Annotated in this window: 14 protein-coding genes, 1 other RNA gene and 1 riboswitch; of the genes, 9 read left to right on the top strand and 6 right to left on the bottom strand. The window is 62.6% G+C overall.

Annotated features, from left to right (window positions below):
• Positions 1-10: 10 nt before the first annotated feature.
• The 3 genes from gcvPA to gcvT form a co-directional block, all read right to left on the bottom strand.
• On the bottom strand, positions 11-1,369 hold the full coding sequence (gcvPA, locus tag BT108_RS10255) for an aminomethyl-transferring glycine dehydrogenase subunit GcvPA (RefSeq protein WP_072294435.1): 1,359 nt from the start codon (positions 1,367-1,369) through the stop codon (positions 11-13).
• A 73-nt stretch (positions 1,370-1,442) separates the two neighbouring features.
• Positions 1,443-1,835, bottom strand: coding sequence for a glycine cleavage system protein GcvH (gene gcvH / locus BT108_RS10250; protein WP_072294434.1), 393 nt, complete (start codon positions 1,833-1,835; stop codon positions 1,443-1,445).
• 34 nt (positions 1,836-1,869) lie between these two features.
• Positions 1,870-2,952, bottom strand: coding sequence for a glycine cleavage system aminomethyltransferase GcvT (gcvT, locus tag BT108_RS10245; protein WP_072294433.1), 1,083 nt, complete (start codon positions 2,950-2,952; stop codon positions 1,870-1,872).
• A gap of 40 nt (positions 2,953-2,992) precedes the next feature.
• Positions 2,993-3,102, bottom strand: a riboswitch (glycine riboswitch).
• A gap of 264 nt (positions 3,103-3,366) precedes the next feature.
• On the opposite strand from gcvT, the gene BT108_RS10240 reads away from it, so the two are divergent.
• The 6 genes from BT108_RS10240 (at position 3,367) to metW (ending at position 9,381) form a co-directional block, all read left to right on the top strand.
• The gene (locus tag BT108_RS10240) at positions 3,367-4,947 is read left to right on the top strand and encodes an AAA family ATPase (protein WP_083566374.1); all 1,581 of its coding nucleotides are present in this window, start codon (positions 3,367-3,369) and stop codon (positions 4,945-4,947) included.
• A 13-nt stretch (positions 4,948-4,960) separates the two neighbouring features.
• Entirely contained in the window at positions 4,961-5,458 is a 498-nt protein-coding gene (locus BT108_RS10235) for a PTS sugar transporter subunit IIA (RefSeq protein WP_369817085.1), read from the top strand.
• Entirely contained in the window at positions 5,448-5,717 is a 270-nt protein-coding gene (locus BT108_RS10230; RefSeq protein WP_072294431.1) for an HPr family phosphocarrier protein, read from the top strand. Before BT108_RS10235 ends, BT108_RS10230 begins: the two co-directional genes overlap by 11 nt.
• On the top strand, positions 5,714-7,441 hold the full coding sequence (gene ptsP, locus BT108_RS10225; protein WP_072294430.1) for a phosphoenolpyruvate--protein phosphotransferase: 1,728 nt from the start codon (positions 5,714-5,716) through the stop codon (positions 7,439-7,441). Before BT108_RS10230 ends, ptsP begins: the two co-directional genes overlap by 4 nt.
• Positions 7,442-7,607: 166 nt before the next feature.
• A complete protein-coding gene (locus BT108_RS10220) occupies positions 7,608-8,735 on the top strand; it encodes a homoserine O-succinyltransferase MetX (protein ID WP_072294429.1) in 1,128 nt (375 codons plus the stop codon).
• Between the two features lie 19 nt (positions 8,736-8,754).
• The gene (gene metW, locus BT108_RS10215) at positions 8,755-9,381 is read left to right on the top strand and encodes a methionine biosynthesis protein MetW (protein ID WP_255369691.1); all 627 of its coding nucleotides are present in this window, start codon (positions 8,755-8,757) and stop codon (positions 9,379-9,381) included.
• Between the two features lies 1 nt (position 9,382).
• On the opposite strand, the gene BT108_RS10210 is transcribed toward metW, so the two are convergent.
• Positions 9,383-10,777, bottom strand: coding sequence for an AmpG family muropeptide MFS transporter (locus BT108_RS10210; protein ID WP_072294428.1), 1,395 nt, complete (start codon positions 10,775-10,777; stop codon positions 9,383-9,385).
• 46 nt (positions 10,778-10,823) lie between these two features.
• Positions 10,824-11,615 carry an exodeoxyribonuclease III gene (locus BT108_RS10205; RefSeq protein WP_072294427.1) on the bottom strand — a complete coding sequence of 264 codons (792 nt, stop codon included), beginning with the start codon at positions 11,613-11,615 and terminating at the stop codon, positions 10,824-10,826.
• Between the two features lie 28 nt (positions 11,616-11,643).
• Between BT108_RS10205 and pyrE the strand changes: the two genes are divergently transcribed.
• Positions 11,644-12,285, top strand: a complete 642-nt coding sequence (gene pyrE / locus BT108_RS10200) for an orotate phosphoribosyltransferase (RefSeq protein ID WP_072294426.1) — start codon at positions 11,644-11,646, stop codon at positions 12,283-12,285.
• Here pyrE and BT108_RS10195 read toward each other — a convergent pair.
• Positions 12,278-12,754 carry an LEA/WHy family protein gene (locus BT108_RS10195; protein ID WP_083566384.1) on the bottom strand — a complete coding sequence of 159 codons (477 nt, stop codon included), beginning with the start codon at positions 12,752-12,754 and terminating at the stop codon, positions 12,278-12,280. The two genes, pyrE and BT108_RS10195, sit on opposite strands and share 8 nt — an antisense overlap.
• Positions 12,755-12,877: 123 nt before the next feature.
• Here BT108_RS10195 and rnpB point away from each other — a divergent pair.
• Together rnpB and BT108_RS10185 are read left to right on the top strand one after the other, a co-directional pair.
• Positions 12,878-13,179: RNase P RNA component class A (gene rnpB / locus BT108_RS10190), an RNA gene on the top strand.
• Positions 13,180-13,558: 379 nt separating this feature from the next.
• A complete protein-coding gene (locus tag BT108_RS10185) occupies positions 13,559-14,155 on the top strand; it encodes a hypothetical protein (protein WP_072294463.1) in 597 nt (198 codons plus the stop codon).
• The last annotated feature ends 6 nt before the right edge of the window (positions 14,156-14,161 follow it).

The raw sequence follows: 14,161 nt of genomic DNA, 5'->3' as shown, positions 1-14,161 counted from the left end.
CCGTTCTCCCCTACGCCGCGCCGAGCGCCAGACCCAGGCGCTGCGCGAAGCGCTCCAGATCCGCCGGCGTCTTGGTTTCGGTGGCGCAGACCAGGATGGCGCTGCCCAGTTCGGGATGGCTTTCCTCCAGGCTCAGCCCGCCCAGTATTCCCTCCCGCTCCAGGGTGCGCAGTACCTCTCCGGCGGGACGCGACAGCGACAGCGCCGCTTCGTGGAACACCGGCCCGCTGAACAATCGTTTCACACCCTCCAGTGCTTCCAGTTTTTCCAGCAGGGCAAGGGTATTTGCGTGCGACTGCGCGGCGATCCGGCGCAGTCCCTCGGGCCCCGTCAGCGCCATGTAGATGGTGGCAGCGGTGACCATCAGACCCTGGTTGGTACAGATATTGGAGGTCGCTTTCGAGCGCCGGATGTGCTGCTCGCGAGCCTGCAAGGTCAGGACGAAGCCGGGCCTGCCATCCAGATCGGTGGTGCGGCCGATGATGCGGCCGGGCATCTGGCGTACCAGCGCCTGCTTACAGGACATGAAGCCGAAGTATGGTCCCCCGCTGGAGAGCGGGATGCCCAGCGGCTGGCCCTCTCCCACCGCGATGTCGGCGCCTTTCTCCCCCCAGTTCCCGGGGGGGGTGAGCAATGCCAGCGTGGTGGGATTGACCACGCCGATCGCCAGCATGTTGTGCCGGTGCGCCCAGTCGGTGAGCGCGTCGACGGGTTCGAGGATGCCAAAGAAATTCGGCTGGGGAATGACCAGCGCCGCGAACTCCTCGCCACCGAAAGCATCGAGGGATTCCGGCAGGGTCTGGCCGGATTCGCGGCAGTAGGGGGCCTCGACCACCTCTATGCCCTGGTTGCGGACGATCGTGCGCACTACGTTGCGGTAGACCGGGTGCACGGTCGCGGGGATCAGGATGCGGCGCGAGGATTTGTGGGAGCGCACTGCCATCAGCGCCGCTTCCGCCAGCGCGGAGGCACCGTCGTACATGCTGGCGTTGGAGACGTCCATCCCGGTCAGGGACGCCATCATGGTCTGGTATTCGTAGAGCAGTTGCAGCGTGCCCTGGCTGGCCTCCGCCTGATAGGGCGTGTAGGAGGAGTAGAATTCGCCGCGGGTGGTGATCTGCCACACCGCGGCCGGAATATGGTGCTCGTAGGCGCCCGCGCCGATGAAGCTGAGGTAGCGGCCGTCGGTCTCGGCCCGCTCCAGCATCAGCCGGGAAATTTCCATCTCGCCCAGGCCGTCGGGTACGCCCTTGAGGCCCGTACTCTTCAGTTCGGAGGGGATTTCGTCGAACAGGTCGTCGATGGCGCGTGCGCCGATGCTCGCCAGCATCGCCTGGATGTCGTCGTCGGTATGGGGAATGAACGGCATGGTCTGTTCCGCGGATCAGGGTATGTGAGGAGGGGAGAAGCGCGAGAGAAGGTCTCCGCGGGATGTCCGGAGGCTATGCATCCTCTTCGCTTTCCAGCAGCTTCTGATAGCCTGCGGCGTCGAGCAGGCCGTCCAGGTCGGCGGCGTTCGCTGGTTTCAGCTTGAACAGCCACGCAGCATAGGCGTCCTGGTTGATCGATTCCGGGGCGGACTCGAGGTCGGGGTTGGTGGCGACGACCTCGCCGCTGATCGGCGCATAGGCGTCGGCTGCAGCCTTGACCGACTCCACGACGGCGCACTCTTCCCCCTGCCTGAGCTGGCGCCCCACTTCGGGCGTTTCCACGAATACCATATCGCCCAGCAGTTCCTGGGCGTGCTGGGTGATCCCGATGGTGACGGTGCCGTCATCTTCGAGTCTGATCCATTCGTGGGACTTGGTATATTTCAGGTTGTCTGGAATGCTCATGTTCTTGCTCCGAGATTGAGGGATGTCATCCTGATCAGATCAGGCTCTTGCCATTTCGCACAAAGGGATATTTTACCGTTTTGGCCTGCAGCGCCTTGTCACGCACTACCACCTGTACCTCGTCTCCGGCGGACGCTTCCAGCGGCAGGCGCGCCAGGGCAATGGACTGGATGAGCGTCGGCGAGAATCCGCCGCTGGTGATCTCTCCCTCGCCATGGGACGTGACCACTTTCTGGTGACTGCGCAGTATGCCGCGTTCGGTCAGCACCAGGCCGATCAGTTGTCGCGTTACGGGATGTTCCAGCAATGCCGCCTTGCCGATGAAGTCGCGGTCGCTCTTGAGGTCGACCGTCCAGCCCAGGCCGGATTCCAGTGGGCTGGTGCTTTCGTCCATATCCTGCCCGTAGAGGTTCATGCCCGCCTCGAGCCGGAGCGTGTCGCGTGCGCCGAGGCCGGCCGGGGTCACGCCCGCAGTATGGAGCGCGCGCCAGAAATCCACGGCATGTTGCGACGGCAGGGTGATCTCGAAGCCGTCCTCGCCCGTATAGCCGGTGCGGGCGATGAAGTACTCACCCCATATGGCTGCCTGGAACGGCTTGAGATTCTCGGTCTCGCCCCGGGCCCCCGGGATGACTTGCCAGACCTTGGCACGGGCGTGAGGTCCCTGCACCGCGATCATCGCCAGATCCCGCCGGGAGACGATCTCCAGTTTCGGGTCGATCTCGTCCCGCCGCGCCTGCATCCATGCCAGGTCCTTGTCCGCGGTGCCCGCGTTCACCACCATGCGGAAATGGGATTCCGTCAGGAAATAGATGATCAGGTCGTCGATCACGCCGCCCTGGGGATTGAGCATGCATGTATACAATGCCTTGCCGGGCTGCACCAGCTTGTCCACGTTGTTGGCGACCAGCCTGCGCAGGAACGGCCGGGCGGATTCTCCCTTGAGTTCCACCGTCAGCATGTGGGATACGTCGAACATGCCGGCGTCGTTGCGCACCCTGTGGTGCTCGTCGAGCTGGGAGCCGTAGTGGAGAGGCATGTCCCAGCCGCCGAAGTCGACCATCTTGGCCTTCATCTCGCGGTGGATCGGATTGAGAATGGTAGTTTTCAATTGCATGCCTCGAAAAACACAAAAAAGGGTGAGGCCATCTGCATGACCTCACCCCTCTGTCCTTTTTACCTGAGAGATTACGGGGTGATCCTCCCGCATGCCCCTTCGGTGGCCGGTATCCGTCGAATGGTGCCGGCACTCTCCAGATTGCCTGTCACAAGCGGTTCTCAAGGATCGGGACGACCCGATCTGTACCTGAGCGATTCCGGGGGGTTGCGCCTTCGGCGGCGACGATGAAGCTGGCGCCCTCTTCCGCTTGGATGTGGATGGCAAACTCGCACTATACTCCAGCACCGGGGTTCAAGACAAGGTAAATAGCGTTCGGGAGAAACGTTTTGGGGCACAATCGGGGTCTGAGAAGCTCCGAGTGTATATAGTGGTATCTTTGCTTTCAGCCAATTGCCAATCTTCGAGCCTGGAATGATGACTCTCGGTCATTTTGGATTATATGAACAACTGCGTGCCTCCGGGGTTGACGCCACCCCTTTCTTCGAGGGAGGTGGCCGGGGCGCGACCCTGGATGCGCTGATCTACATGCTGGTTCAAGGCGAGGGTGCCGAGGGAATGATCCAGTTAACGGGTGGAGCGGGCAGCGGCAAAACGGTATTGTGCAAGGTGCTGAGCGAGCGGCTTCCCGTCAGGATGAGGCCGGTCTATCTGGACGTGGCGAATCTGCCGGAAAACAGGCTGCTGCAGGCATTTGCCGAGACGCTGCACATCGGGTTGCCTGACGCCGCAGGCGTGTCGGATGAAGAATTCTCCGATACGGTGATCGACGGTCTGCAGCATGCCCTGATCGAAAAGTACGCCCACGGGGGGCGGGTGGTGTGGCTGGTGGACGGAGCGCATGCCCTGTCCCCGGAGGCGCTGGAGGCGATACGACGTCTCGATGCTCCCGCAACTGTCCGTTGCAATCCGCTGCGGATCATCCTGGCAGGGCGTCTCGAACTGGACCATCTGCTTGCGAATCCGTCCATGCGACCGCTGCGGGATCGCATTGCGCATCGCTTGGATCTGCCGATGCTGGACGACAGGGCCGTGGGTGCATATCTCGGATGGCGCATGCGTGCCGCCGGCCATCCCGGCCCGGGGATGTTCGCCCCCAAGGCAGTCAGCCTGATCGCCACGATCTCGGGGGGCGTGATCGGCCGGATCGGCCTGTTGGCCGACAAATCCCTGGAGGCGGCGCGTTCCGAAGGTGCGGACACAGTGAAGACCCGCCACGTCCGAGCGATCATGGGCGACTGCGGCATCCGGCACCCGCCGTCGCCGGACACCCGCCTGATCGGAGCGGGTGCCGCGCTTGCGATCGCGATACTGGTTGTGACGGGATGGCAGATGCTGCAGCCGGCATCGACCGCGATCACTTCGACGGCCGTTGCCGTCACCGATCCTTCTCACCTCGACGGCGAACTCTCGAGCCCTCTTCCGGACGGTTCGTCGCCGGTTGTCGCCTTGGTCACGCCCAGCGCCCCTCCTGCGGCGCAGCCGCCAGCCGAGCTGAACGTTTCGCCCGTTCCGTCCGCCGAAGCTCCATCCAACGAGATTCCGCCACCGGTTGCCGTGACCCAAGATGCTCCCGTCAGGGAGACCATGTCCGCAAAGGACGATTCCACGGCGGCTACCGGGCAGGCTGGTACGACGGTACCCTCGCATTTCGGCGGAATCAGGCTGGCGGACTACCCGCTACTGGCGCAGCGCATTCGAGAAACCGAGCAGGTCCTCGCGGCGGCGGACAGACGCCACTTCACGATCCAGCTATTCGTGACCGAGAGTGTGCTCCCGGATCGGATGGAGCGATTTCTGGGGCGTGCCGAGCGTCTCGTCAATCTGGCCGGTCTGTACATCCATCCGGTGATTCGCGATGGCCAGGCGGGATTCAGGGTCTCGTACGGAATCTATCCCGACCGGGAGCAGGCCGCCACGGCGATGGCCGAGTTGCCATCGAAGTATCGGGAGGATTTCAGAATGGAATTGTATACGATGGACGACTTGCGTTAATCTTCGATCCATCGTGCGTTTCCGTCCCGCCAGGGTGGCGGGTTCGCCGCAACGTCTGAAGCATCCGGATGGATTCGCTATCACATATCGAGTGGCACCGCTGGACATGATCGGCATCCTGATCGTCTCTCACGGCGACCTGGGACGCAGCCTCGCCGATTGCGCGAGTCATGTCCTGGAAAGCGACATTCCGCAATTGGCGTGGCTCGGCGTCGCCCCCGGGGATGACCCCGATGTCATCGTATGCAGCGCGGAAGCCCTGATCGGTCGGCTCGACGGTGGCGACGGCGTGCTGGTGCTGAGCGATATCTGCGGGGCCACGCCCTGCAACGTCGCCACCCGGCTGGTCGTTCCAGGCAGGGTGGCATGCGTGGCCGGCGCCAATCTTCCCATGCTGCTGCGGGCGCTCACCTATCGCGGCGAGCCGCTTGCCGCGGTAGCGGACAAGGCACTTGCGGGAGGAAGGGAAGGTGTCATGCGTATCGCAGGAAAATCGCACGATGCAGTATAGACAGATCGAGATCGTCAACAAGCTGGGGCTGCATGCGCGTGCATCCGCCCGGCTGACCCAGCTGGCCGGCCGCTACGACAGCGAGGTGTGGTTGTCGCGGGACGAGCGCAAGGTCAATGCCAAGAGCATCATGGGTGTCATGATGCTGGCTGCGAGCAAGGGAACCATGCTGGGTATCGAGACCTCCGGCGGCGACGAGGTGGCTGCGATGCAGGCCCTGGTAAATCTGATCGAGGATCGCTTCGGGGAACCGGAATGAGTTTCGCCCTGCATGGCGTGGGCGTGTCCGGTGGCATCGCCATCGGCCACGCCTGTCTCGTCTCCCATGCCGCGCTGGAGGTGACGTACCGCCTCGTGCCGCCGGAGCGCATCGATGGGGAGATGCTCCGCCTCGATGCCGCCTTTGCTGCCGTGCGCGATGAGCTCGACGCCATGCACGCTTCCATTGCGGAAGGGCCCGCCTCCGCGGAGTATGGCGCCTTCCTCGACTTGCACCGCATGATACTCGACGATCCGACGCTGTCGACCGCCGCCGGGGCGCACATCGCCCAGCATGGATGCAATGCCGAATGGGCGGTGGCGCAACAGATGAACGTGCTGATCGCGCAGTTCGAACAGGTCGAGGATCCCTACCTGCGCGAGCGCAAGGCCGACGTGACCCAGGTGGTCGAGCGCGTGCTGAAGGCCCTGCTGGGACATCCCGGACACGTATCCGTCGCTTCCCGGCGGGATGGCGACAACATCCTGGTGGCGCACGACCTGAGCCCGGCAGACGTCATCCAGTACAGGCGGCATCGCTTCAGCGCATTCCTGACCGACCTGGGAGGCTCGACTTCTCACACAGCCATCATCGCGCGCAGTCTCAACATTCCTTCCATCGTGGCCCTGCATCATGCCCGCAGCCTGATAAGGGATGGCGATCTATTGATCGTGGACGGTACCCAGGGCGTGGTGATCATCGCTCCCGACAGCCGTGCGCTTGCCGAATACCGCTTGCGCCAGGAGCGGCTCGAACTGGAAAAGCAGAAGCTGAAGCGTCTCAAGACGACGGCCACCGTGACACTCGACGGCACTGCGGTGGAGTTGCACGCCAACATTGAATTGCCGCAGGATGTGGAGCAGGCCAGGGAGAGCGGGGCGGCTGGCATCGGGCTGTTCCGCAGCGAGTTCCTCTTCCTCGATCGGGCAGATTTGCCCGACGAGGATGAGCAGTTCGAAGCATACCGCAAGGTCGTGCGCAAAATGCGGGGTCTGCCGGTGACGATACGCACCTTCGACCTGGGGGCCGACAAGAATCTCGATAGCAGCAGGCGCGTAGCGGCCAATCCCGCCCTCGGACTGCGTGCCATCCGCCTGAGCCTGGCCGAGCCGCAGATGTTCCAGGTGCAGTTGCGCGCCATCCTGCGCGCCTCACAGCACGGCCCCATCCGCATCCTGATACCGATGCTCTCCAGTGCGGCCGAGATCGCGCAGACGCTGCATCAGATCGAGCGTGCCAAGGATGGGCTGCGGCACGAGAGGATCCCCTTCGACGAAGATATCGAGGTGGGCGGCATGATAGAGGTTCCCGCTGCGGCCTTGTGTCTGGAAGTGTTCATGCGCAGGCTGGATTTCCTGTCCATCGGAACCAACGATCTGATCCAGTACACCCTCGCCATCGATCGCGCCGACGATTCCGTGGCGCACCTCTACGATGCCATGCATCCAGCGGTGCTGCGGCTGGTCGCGCATACCATACGCAGCGCCAACCGGGCGAAGGTGCCGGTGACGGTGTGCGGCGAGCTGGCGGGAGACGTGTCGTTCACCCGGTTGCTGCTGGGTTTCGGTCTGCGCATCTTTTCCATGTATCCGGCACAGTTGCTGGCCGTGAAACGGGAGGTGCTGCGCAGCGACCTGCCCGGCATCGTCCCGCTGGCGCGAAAGATACTCAGAAGCGACGATCCGGAGAAGATCCGGACATTGCTGCAAAGACTGAACGGCTGATCCGTGGATTGCCGCACCATCTGAAGGCGGAAATCCATGGCAGCGCCAGCTCGGCGTGGTATGATATATGGATAGCATCCCGGAAAAAGGGGTGGGACAGATGCAGGCGGAGGCCGCCTGCCGGGAGACGCATTGATCCATGATTGGTTCATGAACAGTTTTTTCGATGCAGAGCTTGGATACGACTGATATCGTCACGCCGCAGCGTATGCGCTTCGATATGCCGCTGCGGCTGAAGAGCGGTGCCGTGCTGGAGGGTTATGACCTGGTATACGAAACCTACGGCAAGCTGAACGCGGCCCGATCGAACGCAGTACTGGTGTGTCACGCGCTTTCGGGCAGCCACCACCTGTCCGGCCGTTATGCGGATGATCCCAAGAGCATGGGCTGGTGGCACAACATGATAGGTCCGGGAAAATCCATCGATACCCGCAGGTTCTTCGTGGTGGGCGTGAACAATCTGGGCGGATGCCACGGTTCCACCGGTCCGGCCAGCATCAATCCCGCCACCGGCAGGCACTACGGGCAGGATTTTCCCGTGATCACGGTGGAAGACTGGGTGCAGGCGCAGGCCAGGCTGGCGGATCACCTGGGGATCGACCAGTTCGCCGCCATCGCGGGCGGCAGTCTTGGCGGGATGCAGGCGCTGCAGTGGACGCTGGACTTCCCGGATCGGGTGCGGCATGCGCTGGTGATTGCCGCGGCCGCCAAGCTGACCGCACAGAATATAGCGTTCAATGACGTTGCCCGTCAGGCCATTCTCACCGACCCCGACTTTCACAACGGCGACTATTATCTGCATGGCGTGATCCCACGGCGTGGACTGAGGCTGGCGCGCATGCTGGGACACATCACCTACCTGTCGGACGATGCGATGGCCACCAAGTTCGGACGGGAGTTGCGCAACGGGGCGCTTGCGTTCGGTTTCGGCGTGGAGTTCGAGATCGAATCCTACCTGCGTTACCAGGGAGACAAGTTTTCCGACCAGTTCGATGCCAATACCTACCTGCTCATGACCAAGGCGCTCGACTATTTCGATCCCGCATACCTGCACGACGGCAACCTGAGTGCGGCCTTGCGTGCCGCCAGGGCAAAGTTTCTGGTATTGTCGTTCACCACGGACTGGCGTTTCTCCCCGGAGCGTTCGCGGGCCATCGTCAAGGCGCTGCTGGACAACAAGCTGGACGTCAGCTACGCCGAAATCACCTCCAGCCACGGCCACGATTCGTTCCTGATGGAAGACTGTCACTACCACAAGCTGATGCGGGCCTACATGGGCAGCATTGCTCTATAGGCGGCGGGAGACGAGTTCCATGCCAATCGACCACAAGATCGATACGATGACGTCTTTCGCACGTATCAGACCGGACTTTGCGGCCATCGCCTCCTGGATCAGGCCGGGTACGAAAGTACTCGATCTGGGTTGCGGCGATGGCTCCTTGCTCTGCTTCCTGCGGAACATGCGCCAGGTTCATGGATATGGAGTGGAGATCGACGACGAAAATATCCTGGCCTGCTTCAACAACGGCGTCAATGTGATCCAGAGCGACCTGGAGGCAGGGCTGCAGAGCTTCGAATCGGATTCGTTCGACTACGTGGTGCTGTCGCAGACGCTGCAGGCGGTCAGGCATACCAAGGAGATCATCCGGGAGATGCTGCGGGTCAGCAGGGAGGGAATCGTGTCATTCCCGAACTTCGGGTACTGGAAGAATCGCCTGCAGATCATGGCCGGCCGCATGCCGGTATCGGAAGCCCTGCCTTATCAATGGTACGACACGCCCAACATTCACAACTGTACCCTGGGCGACTTCGAGGCATTCTGCGGCCAGCACAGCGCGCGCATCCTCGAGCGCCGGGTGATGAGTGGAGAACGGCAGGTCGCATTTCTCCCCAACCTGCTGGGTGTACTGGCGGTCTACCGTTTCGAGCGGCGCAGGTAGTTCAGTCCCGTTCCGGCCCGGAGGCGTGCCGGTCGCCGAATTCTCCCCGTCCCGCCAGCCACACCAGCAGCAGCACCGGCATGCCGATCAGGGCGGTGCCGGTGAAGAAGCTGGCGTAGCCATAGGCATCGACGAAGGCTCCACTGAATCCGGCGATGAATTTCGGCAGCAGCAGCATGATCGAGCTGAACAATGCATACTGCGTGGCGGAGTAGGCGGAGTTGGTCAGGCTGGACAGATAGGCGATGAAGGCGGAGGAGGCAATCCCTGCGGAAAGGTTGTCGGCGGAGACGGTGAAGACCAGTCCCGCGACGTCGTGCCCGCGCCCGCTCAGCCAGACGAATAGCAGGTTGGTCGCTGCCGACAGTACCGCACCCAGAAAAAGCGTGCGCATGATACCGATCCTGGCGGTGAGCACGCCGCCCAATGCCGCGCCGATGATCGTCATGAGCACCCCGTACACTTTGGAAACGGTGGCCACCTCGTCCTTGGTGTAGCCCATGTCGACGTAGAAGGGGTTGCTCATGACGCCCATCACCACGTCGGAAATGCGGTAGAGGGCGATCAGCGCCAGGATCACCAGCGCCTGGCGGCCGTGGCGCACTATGAAATCGCGGAATGGCGCGATCATGGCTCCATACAGCCATGCGAGCAGGCGGGCAAGATGGACGTTCAGGTGCCAGTGTGCGATGGCCTGCCGGGCATGGCGCTCGTTTTCCGTGACGAGTTGTGTGGCAGGTGGGCCGGGCTCACGGACGGCGAGCGTGGTGAGGATGCCCACGGCCATGCAAGCGGCCATCGCGAGATAGGCCGCACGCCAGGGCGCGTGCTCATACGTCGTCTCGGAAGGATCGAGCGCTGCGGCAATCCAGAGCACGCCGGCAGAGGCGACGATCATGGCAACGCGATAGCCGGCCTGATAGGTGGCCGCCATGGCTCCCTGCAGGCGCGGTGCCGCCGCCTCGATCCGATAGGCGTCCAGTGCAATGTCCTGAGTGGCCGAAGCAAAGGCGACCGCCAGAGCGAAATAAACAGTGTATGTCAGATGTCGGGCCGGATCGGTACTGGCAAGGCCAACCAGGGCGATGGCGATGACGATCTGCGACAGCAGCAGCCAGGCGCGCCGCCGGCCCAGCAGGCGCGTCAGCAACGGCAGCGACAGGCGGTCGACCAGGGGCGACCACAACCACTTGAATCCGTAGGCCAGACCAATCCAGCTCAGGTGGCCGATGGTGGAGCGGTCGATGCCCGCCTCCCGCAGCCAGAACGAGAGCGTCCCCAGCACCAGCAGCAGCGGCAAGCCGGCGGAGAATCCGAGCGGCAGCATGCCCAGGACGCGCGGATGGGCATAGACGCGGAAGGCATGGAGCCAGCCGGCTGGGGTTGTAAACGCCATCTATCCGTCGTGGCCGGCCGAAGTGGCGACTCCGTGGGACGGGTGTTCAGGTACCAGGGGTGGGGAATACGTCATAGTCGTAGTCGATGATGAGCGGGGCATGATCGGAAAAACGCTCCGTTTTATGGATATGCACCTTTTTGGCCCTGGCCGCGATGCCGGGCGTGGCGATCTGGTAGTCGATGCGCCAGCCGACGTTCTTGGCCCATGCCTGGCCGCGGTTCGACCACCATGTGTACTGCTCGGGTTCGGCATTCAGTTGCCGAAATACGTCGATGAAGCCGAGTTCGTCGAATACGCGTCCGAGCCAGGCGCGTTCCTCCGGCAGGAACCCGGAATTCTTCTGATTGGTGCGCCAGTTCTTGAGATCGATCTCCCGGTGGGCGATGTTCCAGTCGCCGCACAGGATGATTTCCCTGCCGCACCGCGCGAGTGTCTCGAGCATGGGCAGGAACCGCTCCAGGAAAAAGAACTTCGCTGCCTGGCGGTGCTCGCCGCTGGATCCGGAAGGGAAATAGATCGAGATGATGGTCAGCGCATCGAAATCGGCACGCAGGAAGCGTCCCTCCATGTCGATTTCGGCGATGCCGAGGCCTTCCACGACGTTATCGGGCCGCCGCCGGCTGTAAAGGCCGACACCGCTGTATCCCTTCTTTACGGCGTAGTGGAAGCAGCCGTGGTAGCCGTCGGGCGCCAGCATTTCCACGGTCATGTCCTTGGCGTGTGCTTTCAGTTCCTGTACGCATACGATGTCGGCCTGCTGGACGGGCAGCCAGCGGAAGAATCCCTTGGTCGCGGCGGAGCGTACGCCATTCAGGTTAAGCGTTATAATTCTCACGTTCTGGTTTTCGGCCCGTCATCGGATCATGACTGCTTTGCGTCGGGAGTTCATAGGGTTCGCCGTGGATTGCGGGGCGCTGCGCTTTGGCGAATTCAAGACCAAGGCGGGGCGGATGTCGCCATACTTCTTCAACGCCGGTGCGTTCAACGACGGCAACTCGCTCCGGCGCCTGGGGCAATTCTACGCCAAAGCCATCCTCGACGCCCGGCTTGCATTCGACATGCTGTACGGTCCGGCCTACAAGGGAATTCCGCTGGTCAGCGCCATCGCCATCGCGCTGGCCGAGCATGGGCACAACCATCCTTTCTGCTTCAATCGCAAGGAAGCGAAGGATCATGGCGAAGGCGGGAGCCTCGTGGGTGCTCCTCTGGCGGGACGCGTCCTGATCGTGGATGACGTCATTTCCGCAGGCGTGTCGATGCGCGAATCCGTCGGCCACATCCGCGCCGCGCACGCAGTGCCTTGCGGTGTCATCATTGCCCTGGATCGCATGGAACGCGGCATGGGAGAACTGTCCGCAACGCAGGAGGCCATCCATGCATATGGAATGCAGATTGCTTGCATTGCAAATCTGGACGACATCGTGGAATACCTGCGGTGGGCAGGGAACGAGGAAGCCGATCTCGGTGCGATCGAGGATTACCGCGCGCGCTATGGCATCATCTGACCACAGGTTCGGCTGGCAGTTCAGGCAAGGCAATCTCCCCCTTCGAGTCGAAGTATCGCCCCATGGCCAGCCCCTGCCCGCCGAGGTTGCCGCGTAGCTGGTAGTCGACCTTGGTGCGGTCGCCGGTCGCAAAACCGACGACATGGCGGATGATGGTCGTGGCGGGTACCGTTACCGGCACCATGATGACCGTTTCTCCATAGCGCGGGATCGTTCCGCGCTGGTCGCTGACCCCGCTTGCGAAATTCATGCCGCGCAGATCCAGATCCAATGCGATGCCGTCGTAGTCCAGCGGCGAGTTGCCATGGTTCTGGATCCGGAGGTATACCGTGAAGCGTGCCTCCATGCCCTTGCCTTCAAGAGGCTCGATGCCGGCGACGGAGGTACGGATCGAGTCGTCCAGGCGCAGCGCTGCGCAGCCCGACAGGACGAGAAGCAGCATGGACAAAAGCAGGAGGAAGCGGTTCATGGTCATGGCGCATCGGCTTCTGAAAGCGCAGATCATACCCTGAATGCTCATGGCTGAGCGGCTTTTTGGGACTCGGGAAGACACGTCTCGCCGTCGGCCGGGTTTGATGATACCATCCCGATCGAAGCTGGCCAGACAGTCGCCGCCCGTGTTCAGCCCATGAGCGCGGGGGGAGGAAAGTCCGGGCTCCGCAGAGCAGGATGCCGGTTAATGGCCGGCCACCGCGAGGTGAGGAACAGGGCCACAGAGACGAGCGTATTGAGTTACGGTGAAACGCGGTAACCTCCATCCGGAGCAAGACCAAATAGGCAGGCTATGACGCTGCTCGCCGAGCCTGCGGGTAGGTTGCTTGAGCGCATGGGCAACGATGCGCCTAGAGGAATGATTGTCCACGACAGAACCCGGCTTATCGGCCAGCTTCATTCTTTCATTCCGCGGGGATCGTTCCCCGTCCGATCGGCATTCTTGTCCGACGTTCGTCAAGACCGATAGTCTGCCGTTCGGGAAATGGGGAGGGAACGTGGCCGGCAGGCGCTGCTTCCTATCCCCGAAGGGTTTGGTATACAATCCGCGCTTGCATTCAGTCTCCGGCCGGGCATGGCGTACGGCTGAGGGCGAGGAGGCCGTGGCACACCGGGAAGCGTGGCGTGGTCTCCTGATGAGGGGTAGCGCCCGCGGGGTGAGTCCGTGGCAGGGATTCCTGGGTCTGGGCCCTGGATCCGCGATATGCGGCCCGCCGCCGCATCCAGCTTCAAGGAGTTGTCTGTCGTACGATCGATCGAAGGATTTGAAACCGGAGAAACCATGAACAAAAAGTTTGGATGGGTTGCGGGGATGGCATGTTCCGCGTTGCTGGCCTTGGCCATGATGCCGGCGCAGGCGCAGCTCATGCTGGCCCACGAAGGCCATCATTCGGGTGACTGCGCCATCAAGACAGGCGATTTCCCCGTGGCTTTCAGCGCCTATGAAAAACCGAAGGGCGATCTCCCGCCCATGCATGCGTACTGCGATCACGTTCCCGAAACCGGCGAACTGTTCATGTCGGTGGACCTGACGGACCCGGAATCGCGCGAGATTCCCATCGCTGCGCGACTGGTCATGGAAGGGCATGGGGAAGGCGGGCACGAGATCCTGTCCGTTCCGGCACAGGCCTATCCTTCCGGCAGCATCACGTTCACGGTCAACCTGGAAGACCTGGGCCAGTACGCGATCCTGCTGGAGACGGAAAAGAACGGCAAGCTGGCGACAGCCGTGCGCATACCGATCCATGTCGGTGGCGGTGGCGGCCATGGCGGCCATGGCGGAGGAGTCGGGGTGACCGAGATCGCGCTGCTGCTGGGTGCGGTCGGTATCGGCGTATTCTTCTGGATGCGCAGCCGGGCGAGCGCCAAGGCATCCTGATCGTCG

Origin of the sequence: Nitrosovibrio sp. Nv17, assembly GCF_900119085.1 — a bacterium.
GTDB lineage: Bacteria > Pseudomonadota > Gammaproteobacteria > Burkholderiales > Nitrosomonadaceae > Nitrosospira.
The sequence above is the reverse complement of the archived record's forward strand: the minus strand, read 5'-3'. Positions and strand labels throughout refer to the sequence as shown.